General features: G+C 70.9%; 12 protein-coding genes, 2 pseudogenes and 1 riboswitch. Of the genes and pseudogenes, 10 read left to right on the top strand and 4 right to left on the bottom strand.

Annotated elements, in window-relative coordinates:
* The first annotated feature begins 127 nt into the window (after window positions 1-127).
* The 5 genes from IF54_RS0123940 (at window position 128) to IF54_RS0123920 (ending at window position 5,676) form a co-directional block, all read left to right on the top strand.
* Window positions 128-1,462: an ABC transporter substrate-binding protein gene (locus tag IF54_RS0123940; protein ID WP_030322022.1), complete on the top strand. Its 1,335-nt coding sequence runs from the start codon at window positions 128-130 to the stop codon at window positions 1,460-1,462.
* Window positions 1,459-2,457, top strand: coding sequence for a carbohydrate ABC transporter permease (locus IF54_RS0123935; protein ID WP_030322021.1), 999 nt, complete (start codon window positions 1,459-1,461; stop codon window positions 2,455-2,457). The genes IF54_RS0123940 and IF54_RS0123935 overlap by 4 nt, the downstream gene beginning before the upstream one ends.
* A complete protein-coding gene (locus IF54_RS0123930) occupies window positions 2,454-3,320 on the top strand; it encodes a carbohydrate ABC transporter permease (protein WP_030322020.1) in 867 nt (288 codons plus the stop codon). The genes IF54_RS0123935 and IF54_RS0123930 overlap by 4 nt, the downstream gene beginning before the upstream one ends.
* A gap of 41 nt (window positions 3,321-3,361) precedes the next feature.
* The gene (locus IF54_RS0123925; protein ID WP_030322018.1) at window positions 3,362-4,390 is read left to right on the top strand and encodes a LacI family DNA-binding transcriptional regulator; all 1,029 of its coding nucleotides are present in this window, start codon (window positions 3,362-3,364) and stop codon (window positions 4,388-4,390) included.
* Between the two features lie 473 nt (window positions 4,391-4,863).
* Complete coding sequence (locus IF54_RS0123920; RefSeq protein ID WP_020135907.1) at window positions 4,864-5,676, top strand: HAD family hydrolase; 813 nt, start codon at window positions 4,864-4,866, stop codon at window positions 5,674-5,676.
* Between the two features lie 35 nt (window positions 5,677-5,711).
* Here IF54_RS0123920 and IF54_RS0123915 read toward each other — a convergent pair whose 3' ends face one another.
* Both IF54_RS0123915 and IF54_RS44195 read right to left on the bottom strand, forming a co-directional pair.
* Complete coding sequence (locus IF54_RS0123915; RefSeq protein WP_020135906.1) at window positions 5,712-6,194, bottom strand: transglycosylase SLT domain-containing protein; 483 nt, start codon at window positions 6,192-6,194, stop codon at window positions 5,712-5,714.
* 5 nt (window positions 6,195-6,199) lie between these two features.
* Window positions 6,200-6,374: riboswitch (cyclic di-AMP (ydaO/yuaA leader) on the bottom strand.
* 411 nt (window positions 6,375-6,785) lie between these two features.
* Window positions 6,786-8,194, bottom strand: a pseudogene (locus IF54_RS44195) (CocE/NonD family hydrolase); the annotation flags it as partial.
* A gap of 282 nt (window positions 8,195-8,476) precedes the next feature.
* Here IF54_RS44195 and IF54_RS0123900 point away from each other — a divergent pair.
* The 4 genes from IF54_RS0123900 (at window position 8,477) to IF54_RS0123885 (ending at window position 12,884) form a co-directional block, all read left to right on the top strand.
* Window positions 8,477-9,487 (top strand): polyprenyl synthetase family protein, encoded by a 1,011-nt coding sequence (locus tag IF54_RS0123900; protein ID WP_030322013.1) that lies wholly within the window; start codon window positions 8,477-8,479, stop codon window positions 9,485-9,487.
* Between the two features lie 230 nt (window positions 9,488-9,717).
* Window positions 9,718-10,956, top strand: a complete 1,239-nt coding sequence (locus tag IF54_RS0123895) for a LolA family protein (RefSeq protein WP_030322012.1) — start codon at window positions 9,718-9,720, stop codon at window positions 10,954-10,956.
* A 31-nt stretch (window positions 10,957-10,987) separates the two neighbouring features.
* Complete coding sequence (locus IF54_RS0123890) at window positions 10,988-11,986, top strand: ABC transporter ATP-binding protein (protein WP_030322011.1); 999 nt, start codon at window positions 10,988-10,990, stop codon at window positions 11,984-11,986.
* Window positions 11,973-12,884 (top strand): ABC transporter permease, encoded by a 912-nt coding sequence (locus IF54_RS0123885; protein ID WP_030322009.1) that lies wholly within the window; start codon window positions 11,973-11,975, stop codon window positions 12,882-12,884. Before IF54_RS0123890 ends, IF54_RS0123885 begins: the two co-directional genes overlap by 14 nt.
* On the opposite strand, the gene IF54_RS0123880 is transcribed toward IF54_RS0123885, so the two are convergent.
* Both IF54_RS0123880 and IF54_RS0123875 read right to left on the bottom strand, forming a co-directional pair.
* Window positions 12,874-13,464, bottom strand: coding sequence for a flavodoxin family protein (locus IF54_RS0123880; protein WP_030322007.1), 591 nt, complete (start codon window positions 13,462-13,464; stop codon window positions 12,874-12,876). The genes IF54_RS0123885 and IF54_RS0123880 overlap by 11 nt on opposite strands.
* A gap of 131 nt (window positions 13,465-13,595) precedes the next feature.
* A complete protein-coding gene (locus IF54_RS0123875) occupies window positions 13,596-14,090 on the bottom strand; it encodes a DUF6668 family protein (protein WP_030322005.1) in 495 nt (164 codons plus the stop codon).
* A 128-nt stretch (window positions 14,091-14,218) separates the two neighbouring features.
* On the opposite strand from IF54_RS0123875, the pseudogene IF54_RS43945 reads away from it, so the two are divergent.
* Window positions 14,219-15,534 (top strand): annotated as a pseudogene (locus tag IF54_RS43945) (hypothetical protein); the annotation flags it as partial.

The following is a 15,534-nucleotide window of genomic DNA, read 5'->3' as shown; positions in this document are numbered from 1 at the left end:
CTGTGCACGATCACAGAGCCGCGCGGCCCTCGCGCACAGCCTCTCGGACACGTCCGCAGAACCTCCCCCCACGGCGGTTGCCGCGTACGCGGGATGTCCGGGAACGGCTGGTTCCAAGTCAGGGGAGATGAAGATGTCGATCAACCGCCGCCAGATCAGCAGGCGCAGCATCCTTGCCGGGGCCGCAGCCCTCGGCCTCACCGGCACCCTCGCCGCCTGCGGCGGTTCCGACGACGACTCCGGCGGCGACAGCGGACCCGTCAAGCTGACCTACTGGTCGTGGGCTCCGAACATGGAGAAGGTCGCCGCGATCTGGAACAAGAAGAACCCCGACATCACGGTCACCGTGTCCAAGCAGGCCAGCGGCGGCGAGATCGTCTCCAAGCTGATCACCGCGAAGAAGGCCGGCAACGCCCCCGACCTCATCCAGGTCGAGTACCAGTCGCTGCCCACCCTGGTCTCCAACGACGTGCTGGCCGACATCACCAAGTACGCCGGTGACACCAAGTCCCAGTTCGCCGAGGGCCTTTGGGGCATGGTCACGCTCGGCACGGACGCGCTCTACGCGATACCGCAGGACGCCGGGCCGCTGATGTTCTACTACCGCGAGGACCTCTTCAAGAAGCACGGCCTGACCGTGCCGAAGACGTGGACGGAGTTCGCCGAGACCGCGCGCGCCGCCAGGAAGGCCGTCCCGGACGCGTACCTGACCACCTTCTCCTCCAACGACCCCGGTCTCTTCGCGGGCCTCGCCCAGCAGGCCGGCGGCAAGTGGTGGACCGTCGGCTCCGGCGGCAAGTGGACGGTCGGCATCGACGACGCGGCCACGAAGCAGGTCGCCGGGTTCTGGGGCGGCCTGGTCCAGGAGGGCGTCATCGACAACCAGCCGATGTACACCCCGGCCTGGAACAACGCCCTCAACAAGGGCACCCACCTCGCCTGGGTCTCCGCCGTCTGGGCTCCCGGGGTGCTGGTCTCCTCCGCGCCCGACACCAAGGGCAAGTGGCGGATGGCCCCGCTGCCGCAGTGGAAGTCCGGCGAGAACGTCACCGGCAGCTGGGGCGGTTCCTCCACCGGTGTCTCCACCGACTCCCGGCACGCCGAGGCCGCCGCGAAGTTCGCCACCTGGCTGAACACCGACCCGGAGGCGCTGGCCGCCCTGGTCAAGGAGGTCGCGATCTACCCGGCCGCCACCAAGGGCCAGTCCGGGGACGTCCTGACCACGCCCGAGTTCTTCTCGAACCAGGCGGACTTCTACACCACGGCCGGTCAGATCGCCGCGACCACGGCCGCCGCGGCGTGGGGCCCCAACGTCAACACGGCCTACACCACCTTCCAGGACGCCTTCGGCAAGGCCACCAAGGCGAAGAAGGAGGCGCAGTTCGACTCCGCCCTCGCCACCGTGCAGGCGAAGACCTTCGCCGACATGAAGAAGCAGGGCTTCGAGGTGACCGAGGCATGACCAGCGCGCCGCTCAAGGGCGCCGACCTCGTCGAGGCCGGCCCCTTGGCGGACGGCACCGGCACCGCCGCCCAGTCCGTCCGCCCCAGCCGCCCCCGCCGCCGTGGCCGCAGCGCACCGTACTGGTTCCTGGTGCCCACCCTCACCCTCTTCGCCGCCTTCACCGCGGTGCCCATCGGGTACGCGATCTGGCTGAGCCTGCACAGGGTCCAGGTCAAGGGCATCGGCCTCGGCAGGGGCGCCCGGCAGCAGGTCTGGAACGGCATCGGCAACTACACCGACGTCCTGAAGGACTCCGAGTTCGGGCACAGCGTCCTGCGGGCCTTCGGCTACGGCCTCATCGTCATCCCGACCATGCTGGGCCTCGCGCTGCTGTTCGCGCTCATGCTCGACACCCCGAAGGCCCGCAGCGCGCCCTTCGCCCGGCTGGCGATCTTCCTGCCGTACGCGGTGCCCGGCATCATCGCCGCCCTGATGTGGGGCTTCCTCTACCTGCCGGACGTCAGCCCGTTCTACTACCTGCTCGACAAGCTCGGCCTCCCGCAGCCCGACCTGTTCGACGGCGGCAACCTCTACCTCTCCTTCGCCAACATCGCGGTCTGGGGCGGCACCGGCTTCAACATGATCGTCATCTACACCGCGCTCCGGGCCATCCCGCCGGACATCTACGAGGCGGCCCGGATCGACGGCGCGTCCGACCTGAAGATCGCCCTGCGGATCAAGATCCCGATCGTGCTGCCCTCCCTGGTGCTCACCTTCTTCTTCTCGGTGATCGCCACCCTCCAGGTCTTCACCGAGCCGATGGCCCTCAAGCCGCTCACCAACGGCCTGCCCAGCTCGTGGAGCCCCCTGATGGCCATCTACGACAAGGCCTTCCTCCAGTCCGACATCTACGGCGCCTCCGCCACCGCGGTCGTCCTGGCCCTGGCCACGTTCGTCCTCTCCTTCACCCTGCTGCGCATCTCCGACCGCTACACCCGGGAGGACCGGGCATGACCCCCCTCACCCTCACCGCCAGGCCCAAGGGCGGCCGCCGCACCGCCTGGGTGCCCACGATCGTGCTGATCCTCGGCGCGCTGTACTGCCTGATCCCCATCGCTTGGGTGGTCGTCGCGGCCACCAAGGACCGGTCGGAGCTCTTCTCCACCTTCACCTTCGCCCCCGGCACCGGCTTCCTCCAGAACCTGAGCGACCTGACCGCCTACCGGGACGGCATCTTCTGGCGGTGGATGGCCAACTCGGCCTTCTACGCCGGTCTCGGCGCCCTGCTCTCGGCCGCGGTCTCCGCCGCCGGCGGCTACGCGCTGGGCCGGTTCGTCTTCCGGGGCCGCGAGGCCGTTTTCAAGATGATCCTGGCCGGCGTCCTGGTGCCGTCCATCGTGCTCGCCGTACCGCAGTACCTGCTGCTGTCGAAGCTGGGCATGGCCGACTCGTACCTGGCGATGCTGCTGCCGTCGATCCTCTCGCCCTACGGCGTCTACCTGGTTCGCATCTACGCGGCCGCGTCGGTGCCCGCCGAGCTGATGGAGGCGGCCCGCATGGACGGCGCGAGCGAGTGGCGGATCTTCTCGCGGATCGCCGTACCGATGATGATGCCGGGCCTGATCACGGTGTTCCTCTTCCAGTTCGTCGGCATCTGGAACAACTTCCTGCTGCCGTACGTGATGCTCGCCGACGACGAGAAGTTCCCGATCACCCTCGGCCTCTACACGCTGCTCGCCCAGGGCGCCTCGCAGCCGGCCCTCTACACCCTGGTCATCACCGGCTGTCTGCTCGCGGTCCTGCCGCTGATCGGGCTCTTCCTGGTGATCCAGCGGTTCTGGTCCCTGGACCTGCTGAGCGGCTCGGTCAAGGCCTGAACACCCCTTCTCCCGCTGACGGACCCCACCTGACGAGGACCATGACCACGAGTGCGAACGGGCGCCGCAGGCCCCCCACCATCCACGACGTCGCCCGGGAGGCGGGCGTGTCGCGGGGCACCGTCTCCCGCTTCCTGAACGGCGGCCACTACGTCTCGCCCGCCGCCGGGCGGGCCGTGGAGTCCGCCATCAGGAAGACCGGGTACGTGGTCAACCGGCATGCCCGCAGCCTCAGTACGGGCCGCTCCGACTCGGTGGCGTTCCTGCTCACGGAACCGCAGGAGAAGTTCTTCGAGGACCCCAACTTCAACGTCCTGCTGCGGGGGTGCACCGAGCGACTCGCCCAGCACGACATCCCGCTGCTGCTCATGCTCGCCGAGAGCGACGACGACCGGCGGCGCCTGACCCGGTACATCACCTCCGGCCACGTCGACGGGGTGCTGCTGCTGTCCAACCACAGCGGTGACCCGGTCGCGGCCGAACTCCACGACGCCGGGATTCCGCTGGTGGTGTGCGGCAAGCCGATCGGGCGGGGGACCAAGGTGAGTTACGTGGCCGCCGCCGACCGGGAGGGCGCCCAGGAGATGGTCCGGCATCTCCTCGCGGGGGGCCGTCGGCGCGTCGGCATGGTCACCGGGCCGCTGGACATGCCGGGCGGCCCGGACCGGCTCGCCGGCTACCGGGACGTGCTCGCCGAGGCGGGCCTGCCCTACGACCCGGCGCTCGTGGTGGAGGGCGACTTCCGGCGCAGCGGCGGTGAGCGCGCGGCCCGGCGCCTGCTGTCCCAGGCCCCCGACATGGACGCCGTGTTCGTCGCCTCCGACCTCATGGCCCTGGGTGTGGTCAACGTCCTTCAGCAGTCGGGTCGTTCGGTCCCCGACGACATCGCTGTCGGCGGCTTCGACGACTCACCGGCGGCCACCGCCATCGCCCCCGCCCTCACCACCATGCGCCAGCCCTTCGACCGCATCAGCACCGAGATGGTCCGCATGCTCCTGGCCCAGATCGCCGGCGAGGACCCGGCGGGCGTCATCCTCCCGACGGAACTGGTGGTGCGCGACTCGGCGTAGCGCGGCGGCACGGAAACCGAGCGGCCGCCTGACACCCTCACGGCCACCACCGGGCAGACAGACGGGCGCGAGCGCCATCTTTCAGGAGGCGTCGGACGCCATCGCAGTCGGCGGCTTCGCCAAGTCGCCCGCGGGCATCGCAGGGCGACGTACGCCCTCGCGGTCGGAGGCCTTGGCGACTCGCTCCCGGTCACCGCCCCCGCCCCGCCCGCGGGCAGCGCCTCGCGGGACGCCGCCCCGATATGAACTTCCCCCCGCCCCGCAGGCGCCGTAGCGGCAGAGACGGGCCGGCAACGGGGGGGAGGCGTACGGGACATTGACGTGCATCCGCGGTCGGCGGCGGAACGGTGGACGGGGGCGCGCGTCCCGCCTCGCCGTGTTCCCGGAACCGGAACTGCCGTCAACAGATGTGAAAGCAGCAGCCGTCCGGTTCGCGTCGAGTCGGAGGGGCCAACCATCCGTATTCTCTGATCATGGCCGCCTCCCCCGCATATTCACTCATCGCCACCGACCTGGACGGCACGCTGCTCCGCGCCGACGACACCCTCTCCGACCGGTCGTTGGCCGTGCTCGCCAGGGTCGCGGAGGGCGGGGCCCAGCACCTCGTCGTGACGGGACGGCCGGCCCCCAGAGTGCGGCCCCTCCTCGACGACCTCGGCAGCACGGGGCTCGCGGTGTGCGGTCAGGGCGCGCAGGTGTACGACGCCGGCGCGGACCGTCTGCTCTGGTCGGTCACCCTCGACCGGGAGCTGGCCGAGACCGCGCTCGGGAAGATCGAGGCGGAGGTGGGGCAGGTGTACGCCGCGGTGGACCAGGACGGCGTCGACGGGCTCACGCTCATCGAGCCGGGCTATCTGATGCCCCACCCGACCCTGCCCGCCGTGCGGGTCGGCCGGCGCGACGACCTGTGGTGCGAGCCGATCAGCAAGGTCCTGCTGCGCCACCCGTACCTGTCCGACGACGAGTTGGCGGTCACGGCCCGCTCGGTGGTCGGTTCGCTGGCCACCGTCACCATGTCGGGGCCCGGTACCGTCGAACTCCAGCCATGCGGCATCACCAAGGCGACCGGGCTCGCGCTGGCCGCCGAACACCTGGGCCTGGGACCCGAGGTGACGATCGCCTTCGGGGACATGCCGAACGACATCCCCATGTTCGACTGGGCGGCCCACGGCGTCGCCATGGCCAACGCCCACCCCGAGCTCAAGGCCGTGGCCGACGAGGTGACCCTGTCGAACGAGGACGACGGCATCGCCGTCGTCCTCGAAAGACTGTTCAGCCAGGCGTAGTTCCCAGCGGGCGTAATTCCCAGCAGGCGCCGTTCCTAGTACGCGCCGAACACGTTGTCGATGGACCCGTACCGCGCCGCCGCGTAGTTGCAGGCCGCGGTGATGTTCGCCACCGGGTCGTACGGGTCCCACGAGGTGTTGGCCACGTGGTACGCGTTGAAAGTCGGGTCGATCACCTGGAGCAGGCCCTTGGACGGGGTGCCGGCGGCCGCGTTGGAGTCCCAGAGGTTGATGGCGTAGGGGTTGCCGGAGGACTCGCGGATGACGTTGCGGTAGATGCCGTCGTAGGAGCCGGGGATCCCGTGCTCGGCCATGACGGCGAGCGAGGCGCGGATCCAGCCGTCGAGGTTGTTGGCGTACCCGAGGGTGGTCGCGGTCTGCACGGTCGGGGTGGCCGCGGACGCGGTGGTCGCGCCGACGAGCGGGAGCGCGAGGACGGCGACCCCGGTTCCGGCGATCGCGAGCTTGCGGACGAGACGGTTGGTGCGGGAAGCGCGGTGCTGAGCGGCAGCGGGCATGGCGAAGTTCCTCTCCGTCGCCTGCGAGGTGAGCTGTCGGGTTCGGGCGGGGAGCTGCCCGGCCATGCCCGCAAAAGGCATGACTTCACTCCGAGCCGTACCGGTATGTCCGAAGACGCCCGGTCCGGCGACTTACCTGGGTCCCCCGCTCCTGCCGTGGTTTCTCGGTGGGTGTACGGGCGGTGGCAGGATTCGGCGTCCGCCCGACAGGCCGGGAACGTATGCGAGAGCACATGTCCGGAACAAGTGGCGAATTCACATGCAATGCCTATTGACCTTGGTCGGTGGCATTTGGGGCACTTGATCCTTTGCGGTCGCAAGCCTCAACTTGTGCGCCGGGAAAGGCGGATTGAGAGGTTCCGGATATCTGCCGGTCCGTCAGCCGGAGTGAGTCAAGTCACGCCCATGCGCAAGACGCCCAAAACGGGCAAGAGGCCCAACTGGGTTTCAACCGGCCGTTCGTGGGATGCGCTTCTCCCATGTCCGGTGGAAGACCACCTCGCCGCCCTCGGTGCAGATGACCTCGTTCGAGGTGTGGAAGTCGCCGCCGTCGCAGCTGATCTCCGAACGGGTGCGCACGGTGGTGTCCCAGGCGAGGTCCGGCCGGTGCAGCCGGATCGACCAGTCCGAGCGGGTGCGCGCCGACAGGGGGTCCTGCTCGACGATCGTGTACGTCTCCCGCACGTCCTCGGTGCACTCCAGCCCGTCGGGGTACACGCGCGTGCCGCCGTACCGGGGATCGATCTCCAGACGCCACTCGCCCTTGGCCACGTCCCGCACCACCAGGCGCTCGGGAGGGGGCTCGTCCAGGGTCACGGGACTCCACCCGTCGGCGGCCACGCCACGGTCCACCCCGAGCTGCGCGGCCTGCTCCGGCTTTTCGACCACGCCGTCCGAGGACGCGCCGTCCGAGGACGCGAGGTTCGCGGACGCGATGTCCGAGACCGCGATGTCCGAGACCGCGATGTCCGAGAACGCGAGGTCCGAGGGTGCGGGAGTCGAGGGCGCGGGATCCGGGAACGCGGGATCCGAGAACGCGAGGTCCGCCTCACGCCCCCGTACCGGCAGTTCGAGGACAGGGCGCCGTGGGCCGTCGCCGGGGGGTGGGAGTCGCTGACGTGGGCGCGCAGCACGGGCTCGCCCATCACGCCGGTGTCGATCCCCCTGAGGTGCTGGTCCCACCAGCGCAGGGTCTCCCGGAGAACGCCGGTCGCCGGGCCCGGTGGACCGTGGTCCGGGTACGGGTGGGGCCAGGAGCCGATGATCCCGCGGACCCGGTCGGCGGGCAGGTGCTCGACCAGCCGGAGGACGGTGTCGCGGTACGGGTCGTGCCATCCGCCCACCGCCAGGACGGCCGCGTCGATCGCGCCGTAGTCCTCCCGGACGCTGCCCCGGCGCCAGTACTCGTCGCGGGTCTGGTGGGCGAGCCAGGTGTTCAGGGGCGGCTCCACGGCCTCCAGGCGCCCGATCCACATGTCCCGCCAGGCGTCGCCGACGTGGAGCGGGTCCGGCGGCCGGCACGTGAGCGCGAGCGTGGCCGCCGCCCACGCGTGCGTGTCCACCGCGAGGACGGAACCGCCCAGGTAGTGCACGTCGCCGTCGTAGCGGTCGTCGGTGCCGCAGACCGTGACGACCGCCTTGAGCGGCCCCGGTGCGAGGGCCGCGATCCGCAGGGCGCCGTAGCCGCCCCCGGAGCTGCCGATCATGCCGACCCGCCCGTCGCACCAGGGCTGCGCGGCCAGCCAGTCGATCACCGCGACCCCGTCGGCGAGCTCGGCCGCCCCGTACGGCTCGCCCGGCACGCCCTCGCTGTCGCCGTGCCCGCGCGCGTCCACCCCCACGGAGGCGTAGCCGTGGGCCGCGTACCAAGGGTGGCGCCGGCCGTCGCGGGCCGCGGTCCGGTGGGTGAGGCGGTCCGGCGGGTATTCCAGGATCGCGGGTACCGGTTCGGGAGTGAGCGGCCGCCACACGCGCGCGTACAGCAGCGTCCCGTCCGGCATCGGGACACGGACGTCCTCGTGGACCGTCTCGTGTGTCAACGCACCGGGCACACGGTGCGGCGCAGCTGGGACACAGTCGGTTACTTCCCTACAAGTCGATGGATATCCGATCATTTCAGGTGATCAAAAACATACCGGTCGTGATCCGATACCGCCTGGCATGGACGGGGCGGGCGCTATCGGTGATCCAAAGGTGACCGGATACGCTGACTTGAGTGATGGCAGCGCCTTATCGACATTCCGTTTGACCGCCAGAAGACACCAGCAGACAGGAGACCCCTCGTGACCGTCGTCGGGCCGTTCGGGCTGAGCGTGCGGGACCAGGCTCTGGAAGCCGATGTCCAGGCCGGAATGACGGCTGTCGAGGAGGGACTGCTCGAAGCCACCAAGAGCGAGGTCCCCTTCATCACGGAGGCCGCCCAGCACCTGGTGCGCGCGGGCGGAAAGCGGTTCCGTCCGCTCCTCGTGATGCTCGCCGCCCAGTTCGGCGACCCGTACGCACCCGGCGTGGTGCCGTCCGCCGTGGTGGTGGAGCTGACGCACCTCGCCACGCTGTACCACGACGACGTGATGGACGAGGCCGCGGTGCGCCGCGGCGTCGACAGCGCCAACACCCGCTGGGGCAACTCGGTGGCCGTGCTGACCGGCGACTTCCTGTTCGCCCGGGCCTCGCACATCCTGGCCGACCTCGGTCCTGAGGCGGTCCGGGTGCAGGCCGAGGCGTTCGAACGCCTGGTCACCGGCCAGATCCTGGAGACCGCGGGGCCCATGGACGGCCGAGACCCGGTCGAGCACTACCTCGACGTGCTCGGCGGCAAGACCGGCTCGCTGGTCGCGGTCTCGTGCCGCTTCGGCGCGATGATGTCCGGTGCCGACGAGAGGGTCGTCGACGTCCTGACCCAGTACGGCGAGCGCCTCGGCGTCGCCTTCCAGCTCGCCGACGACGTCCTGGACATCGCCTCCGACTCCCACGAGTCCGGCAAGACCCCGGGCACCGACCTGCGCGAGGGCATCCCCACCATGCCGGTGCTGCGGCTGCGCGAGCGGGCCGCCCGCCTCGGGCTCGCCGAGGACATCGCCCTGTGCGAGCTCCTGGACTCCGATCTCACCGACGACGCCCGGCACGCCGAGGCGCTGGCCGCGCTGCGCGCCCACCCCGCCCTCGAACAGGCCCGCCGGGACACCGTGCAGTACGCCCAGGACGCGCGCGCGGCCCTGGCCCCGCTGCGGGAGTGCGACGCGAAGGCGGCCCTGATGGAGCTGTGCGACGCGGTGGTCCACCGCGCCGGCTAGCCGTGCCTGGAACGAACGCCCCCTACGGGTTCCGTAGGGGGCGTTCGCGCGTCGTGTCATACCCCAGGTGTACACGGAGTTGGCTCCGTGGTCTGACGCATGTTCATGGCCGATTTGGTCAGATGGACACCACGGAAAACACCACTCCTCACCGATTCGGGTGAGAATGGCGGCTACGGGTGGACGTACGGGAGTTGACAGCCGCCGCCGACGACGGAGGTAAGGCACACATGGCACCGAACGCATCCGACGACAGCGCTACCGCCGCGGACGCCGACGAACTGCGCGCGGCGCGCCGGCGCAAGGCCGCGCGCTACGTCGTCCCGGCCACGGTGGTGGGAGTCGCGGCGGCGACCATCGGGCTCGTCCCGGCGCTCGCCGACTCCGGCGACCCCGACCTGCCGAAGATCAGCGCACAGGAACTCGTCGAGAAGATCGCCGCGTCGGACGTCCAGCAGCTGTCCGGCACCGTGAAGATCACCACCGACCTCGGCCTGCCGGACCTCGGCGGCCTGGCCGACTCGCTGGGCCCCGCCGCCGGCCCCTCGGGCTCGGGCGACGGTTCGTCCGCCGACCCGGCGGGCAAGCTGACCGAGCTCGCCTCCGGCACCCACACCCTGCGCGTCGCGGCCGACGGCGAGAACAGGCAGAAGGTCTCGCTGCTCGAGGACGCGGCCGAGTACAGCCTCATTCACAACGGCAAGGACGTCTGGGGCTACGACAGCAAGTCCAACTCGGTCTTCCACACCACCGCCTCCGAGCGGGACAGGAAGCAGAAGGACGAGCTTCCGGCCACCCCCAAGGACCTTGCCGAGGACGCCCTCAAGGCCGCCGACAAGACCACCTCGATCACCGTCGAGGGCACCGCCCAGGTCGCGGGCCGGGACGCCTACCGCCTGGTCGTCAAGCCCAAGGACGAGGACACGACGGTCGGTCAGATCACTGTCGCGGTCGACTCGAAGACCGGCCTGCCCCTCAAGTTCACCCTCACCCCGGCGAGCGGCGGAGCGGCCGTCGTGGACGCGGGCTTCACCCAGGTCAGCTTCGCCAAGCCGGCCGCCTCCACCTTCGACTTCACCCCGCCCAAGGGCGCGAAGGTCGAGGAGGGCGACGCGTCGAAGGCGCCCGGGCACGCGGAGGACTTCGGCAAGGAGCAGCGCAAGCATCTGGACAAGGGTTCCGCCGAGCTCGGCAAGAACGGCCCCGAGGGCCTGAACGTCATCGGGGACGGCTGGGACTCCATCGCCACCTTCGACACCGGCGGCAAGGGCGTCCCGTCCGGCTCCGAGGTCGGCGGTGACGCGGGCAGCTTCCTGGACTCGCTCGGCGACAAGGTCTCCGGCGGCTTCGGCCAGGGCACCGTCTTCAAGACCCGCCTGATCAACGCCCTGATCACCGACGACGGCAAGGTCTACGTCGGCGCGGTCACCAAGGACGCCCTGGTGAAGGCGGCCGACGCGGGGAAGTAGTCCCCAGGAGCACGACGAATCGAGGAAGCCGATGGGCGAACGGTCCGCCACGGAGCCGGATCCGGAGGGACCGGACGACAGCGCTCCGCAGGGCGCCGGTGACGACGTCATCGTCACCCGCGCCCTCACCAAGCGCTACCGCGGCGGACAGCTCGCCGTGGACGGTCTCGACCTGACCGTCCCGGCGGGCAGCGTCTTCGGCTTCCTCGGCCCCAACGGCTCCGGCAAGACCACCACCATCCGCATGCTGATGGGCCTCATCGAACCGACCTCCGGCTCGGCCCGCGTCCTCGGCGGTCCCATGCCGCATGCCTCCCGGACCGTGCTGCCGCACGTGGGCGCCCTCATCGAGGGCCCGGCCCTCTACGGCTTCCTCTCCGGCCGCGACAACCTCGTCCGCTACGACGCCGCCGACCCCACCGCCGACCCGCGCACCCGGTCCACCCGGGTGGCGGCGGCACTGGACCGGGTGGGCCTCGCCGCCGCCGCGGGCAAGAAGGCGAAGGCGTACTCGCTGGGCATGAAACAGCGGCTGGGCCTGGCGGTGGCCCTCCTCCAGCCCCGCAGACTTCTGGTCCTCGACGAACCCACCAACGGCCTCGACCCCCAGGGCATGCGCGAAATCCGCACCCTCGTCAGGGAACTGGCCTCCGACGGCACGACGGTCTTCCTCTCCTCCCACCTCCTCGACGAGATCGAACAGGTCTGCACCCACGTGGCCGTGATGGCCCAGGGCCGCCTGATCACCCAGGGCCCGGTGGAGGAGCTGGCGGCGGGGGCGAGGGGGAGGCTGGTGGTGACGACTCCGGACCCGACGGAGGCGGCGCGGGTGCTGAAGGAACTGGGTGTCGCGGATGTGGTCGTCGAGGAGGACCGGGTGACCTCAGACCCTCCGGAGGGCGAACTGGCCGACCTCAACGCGGCGTTGGTGACGGCGGGAGTTCGGGTGCGGGGCTTCGCAGTGGAGCGGGCCTCCCTGGAGGACGCCTTCGTGGCTCTGACGGGAGAGGGCTTCGATGTCGCAGGCTGAAGAAATCTCCCTTAAGGGGCGCGGGGAACTGCGCGACCAGCCCCCACCGACCGTCAGTCGCCGTACAACCTTCTACGGCACCCTCTTCCGCAACGAACTCCGCACCACGTTCCGCCGCTGGCGCACCCTCGCCCTCCTGGCGGTACTCGCCGCGGTCCCGATCCTCGTAGGCATCGCGGTAAAGATCGAGACAGGGGGCGACTCCGCGTCCGGCCCCAGTGGCAACGGCCCCGCCTTCATCTCCCAGATCACCAACAACGGCCTGTTCCTGGTCTTCACCGCCCTCGCCGCGACCCTCCCCTTCTTCCTCCCCATGGCCATCGGCGTCATCGCCGGCGACGCGATCGCGGGCGAGGCCAACGCCGGCACCCTCCGCTACCTCCTGGTCGCCCCGGCGGGCCGCACCCGCCTGCTGCTGACCAAGTACGCGACGGTGATGACGTTCTGCCTGGTCGCCACCCTCGTGGTCGCGGTCTCGGCGCTCGCGACGGGCGCCCTCCTGTTCCCACTGGGCGACCTCACCACGATCTCCGGCACCCGGATCACCTTCGCGGAAGGACTCGGAAGGGCCCTGCTGATCGCCCTGGTGGTGGCCGCCTCACTGGTCGGCGTGGCGGCCCTGGGGCTGTTCGTCTCGACGCTCACGAACAGCGGCATCGCGGCGATGGCCACGACCGTCGGTCTGCTGATCACGGTCCAGATCCTCGACCAGATCCCGCAGCTCCACGCCCTCCAGCCGTACTTCTTCTCCCACTACTGGCTGTCCTTCGCCGACCTCATGCGGGAACCGGTCTACTGGGACGACCTGGTGAAGAACCTGAGCCTTCAGGCGCTGTACGCGGCGGTGTTCGGCTCGGCCGCGTGGGCGAGGTTCACGGCGAAGGACATCACGGCGTGAGCCGCTCGTAGGAGTACCGCGCGAGCGGGGCCTCCTGCTCGAAGAACGTCTTCGCGCGGGTGAGGGCCTCGGTGTCCTTCAGGACGTCACCGGGCTTGCTGCCGTTGCCGAGCAGCACCCCTCCGAAGCGCATCCCCATGTACGCGGCCGAGTTGTTCAGGGTGCCGACCAACGGGTCGGCGACCTCGAACTCCTCGTGGGCCAGTGCGGTGACACCCCACAGCGTGCGCCCGGCCATGGTCGCCTTGAAGTCGATCCCCGGAGTGCGCAGCCAGCCCGACCAGTGGTCGAGGTAGCGCTTGACGTGCGCGGAGACCGAGTACCAGTACAGCGGGGAGGCGATCACGATGTCCGTCGCCGCGAGCGTCGCGTCGAAGAGCAGTGCCGTGTGGCCGATCGTCGGACGCACATGGTCCGTGTCGTGCCGGAGGTCCTCGAAGTCGGGCAGCGGATGCGTGGCGAGGTCGATCCACTGCTGCTCGACGTCCGGGGGCAGTTGCTCGGCGGCCCGGCGGGCCAGCAGCTCGGTGTTGCCCTCGCTGCGGCTGCTGCCGAGCACGAACAGGAAGCGGCGCGTCATGAAGATCTCCCGGAGGGGCGGCGTACGAAGTAATCGCACGTGCATTATATGTGCGTGCATCGACTTGTCCAGGGCGAGCCACGAGGAGCCACGGCTGCGCGGAGTGGGGAGGCGAGGTGGGGCCGGGGTCGTCAGGGGGTGGCGGACCGGACGAGCCGGATCAGGGACTCGGTGCCGCGGGGCGGCTTGCCGCTCAGGTCGCCGAGACGCCAGTCGGACACCCAGGGCACCCGGTACACGTCGACCGCCGACTCCATCTCCTTGATCCGGCCGGCGAGGGGGCGAGGGAGGCGTCCGGGGGCGTCCGCGACGAGCACGACGGCGTCGAGGTCGAGGCCCGGCGGATGCTCTCCGTGCCGGAAGCCCTCCAGGGCGCGGTGGGCGGCGAGCAGGCCGGCGGCGTGGGTCCGGGCGACGAGCAGCACGGAGGTCGGGGCGCCGGGGCCCGGCCAGGCGCGTCCGCTGTCATGACCGCCGTAGACGGTGGCCAGGGTGGAGACACCGGCGCCACCATGGGTACCCACCCACGAGAACCGCCTCCCGGCCGGGGTCACAGGTCCGCGGATCCAGATCTCCGGTCCCTGGTGCTGCACGTTCTCCGCCTTTCGCCGTTCTCCGGTGCGCATGCCCACGCCCCGACCCTGTCATCCCACCCGCCACCGGCTCCTGGAACAGGCCTGTGACATCACGGTGACGTGAGAACCGGGGGCGAGCGGAGAGACTCGACAGTACGTGCACGACCGTGAGGGATGAGATGTCTCGACTCAGCCGCGACAAGAAGCGGGACCAGCAGTGGGGGACGACCCCGATCGACGTCCGCGTCCCGCTGACGGGGGAGTGCGCGACGGTGGCCGGAAGGACGGTCACCGCACCGCCGGGCGAGGAACTCCACCAGGCCGTCCTGACCCACCTCCACCACCTCGCCCTCTCCACGGGCCACCCCGTCCACGCCACGGTCCACGACGCCCGCATCGGTTATGTGGTCCCCCTGGAGATCACCACGGACGGCTCCAGCCGCTTCACCGGGGAGCCGATCCGCATGTCCCCGCCCGAGGAACCGGCCCCCGAAACGCCGAAGCCCTTCGAGGCACCGTCCGGCCCGATCCTCCTCCCGACGACACCCCGGCCCGAACCGCGACCAGGACCCGGACCGTCCTCCGCCGCCCTGACACCGGAGCCTTCCGCCGCACCTGGCCGGCATGACGGTGCGGCCGGGAATGCGGGTGCGCCCGCTTCGTACGACCGCGAGCCCGCCCCTTTCGCCACCCCCGCTGCGTACGACCGCGAGCCCGCCCCTTCCGCCACCCCCGCTGCGTACGACCGCGAGCCCGCCCCTTCCGCCGCACCTGACCCCTACGACCGGGTGTCCGGGGATGCCGCCGCACCCGCTTCGTACGCCCCCGCGGCCGAGCCCCCCGCCGCACCCGCTGCGTACGACCGCGAGCCCGAGCCCTCAGCCGCACCTGACCCCTACGACCGGGTGTCCGGGGATGCCGGTACGCCCGCTTCGTACGCCCCCGCGGCCGAGCCCGCCGCCGCACCCGCTGCGTACGACCGCGAGCCCTCCACGGCACCTGCCCGGCCCGCGCGGCAGTTCGACGAGCCCGGGCAGGAGTCCGACGCCACCTTCCGGATGCGCAAGCTCTCCGTGCCCCAGCCGTCGGACGCCGAACCGGCCCCCACGCAGGCCCTGCGGCAAGTCCAGGACACGCGGCCGTCCAGCGCGGCGAACGCCTCGGATTCCGCCTCGCCCCCAGCCCAGTCCTCGCCCTCCAGCCAGCCCTCTCCGCTCCAGGCCCCACCTCCGGCCCCCGGCACCGCCGTACCCCCCACCGGCGCGTTCGGCCCGCCCCCCGTCATGGACGCGCGCCCTGCATCCGCCGCCGAACCCCTCGCCACCCCCCACTCCGCTTACACCCCGACGCCCCTTCCCCCGGCGCCTCTTCCCTCGGCGACCCCGGCCCCACCTCCCACCGACACCCGACCCACCCCCCTCCCCCCGGCCGACCTCACCGCCGCCCCCCTTCCCTCGGCCGGCTCCACCCCCCGTCCCGCCCGCGGCGGAGCCAC

It is taken from the genome of Streptomyces sp. NRRL B-3229 (genome assembly GCF_000719505.1).
Lineage (GTDB): Bacteria > Actinomycetota > Actinomycetes > Streptomycetales > Streptomycetaceae > Streptomyces > Streptomyces griseorubiginosus.
The sequence above is the reverse complement of the archived record's forward strand: the minus strand, read 5'-3'. Positions and strand labels throughout refer to the sequence as shown.

Coding starts and splice junctions, on each gene's coding strand:
- IF54_RS0123940 (WP_030322022.1), top strand. CDS start 128: ATGAAGATGTCGATCAACCGCCGCCAGATCAGCAGGCGCAGCATCCTT.
- IF54_RS0123935 (WP_030322021.1), top strand. CDS start 1,459: ATGACCAGCGCGCCGCTCAAGGGCGCCGACCTCGTCGAGGCCGGCCCC.
- IF54_RS0123930 (WP_030322020.1), top strand. CDS start 2,454: ATGACCCCCCTCACCCTCACCGCCAGGCCCAAGGGCGGCCGCCGCACC.
- IF54_RS0123925 (WP_030322018.1), top strand. CDS start 3,362: ATGACCACGAGTGCGAACGGGCGCCGCAGGCCCCCCACCATCCACGAC.
- IF54_RS0123920 (WP_020135907.1), top strand. CDS start 4,864: ATGGCCGCCTCCCCCGCATATTCACTCATCGCCACCGACCTGGACGGC.
- IF54_RS0123915 (WP_020135906.1), bottom strand. CDS start 6,194: ATGCCCGCTGCCGCTCAGCACCGCGCTTCCCGCACCAACCGTCTCGTC.
- IF54_RS0123895 (WP_030322012.1), top strand. CDS start 9,718: ATGGCACCGAACGCATCCGACGACAGCGCTACCGCCGCGGACGCCGAC.
- IF54_RS0123890 (WP_030322011.1), top strand. CDS start 10,988: ATGGGCGAACGGTCCGCCACGGAGCCGGATCCGGAGGGACCGGACGAC.
- IF54_RS0123885 (WP_030322009.1), top strand. CDS start 11,973: ATGTCGCAGGCTGAAGAAATCTCCCTTAAGGGGCGCGGGGAACTGCGC.
- IF54_RS0123880 (WP_030322007.1), bottom strand. CDS start 13,464: ATGACGCGCCGCTTCCTGTTCGTGCTCGGCAGCAGCCGCAGCGAGGGC.
- IF54_RS0123875 (WP_030322005.1), bottom strand. CDS start 14,090: ATGCGCACCGGAGAACGGCGAAAGGCGGAGAACGTGCAGCACCAGGGA.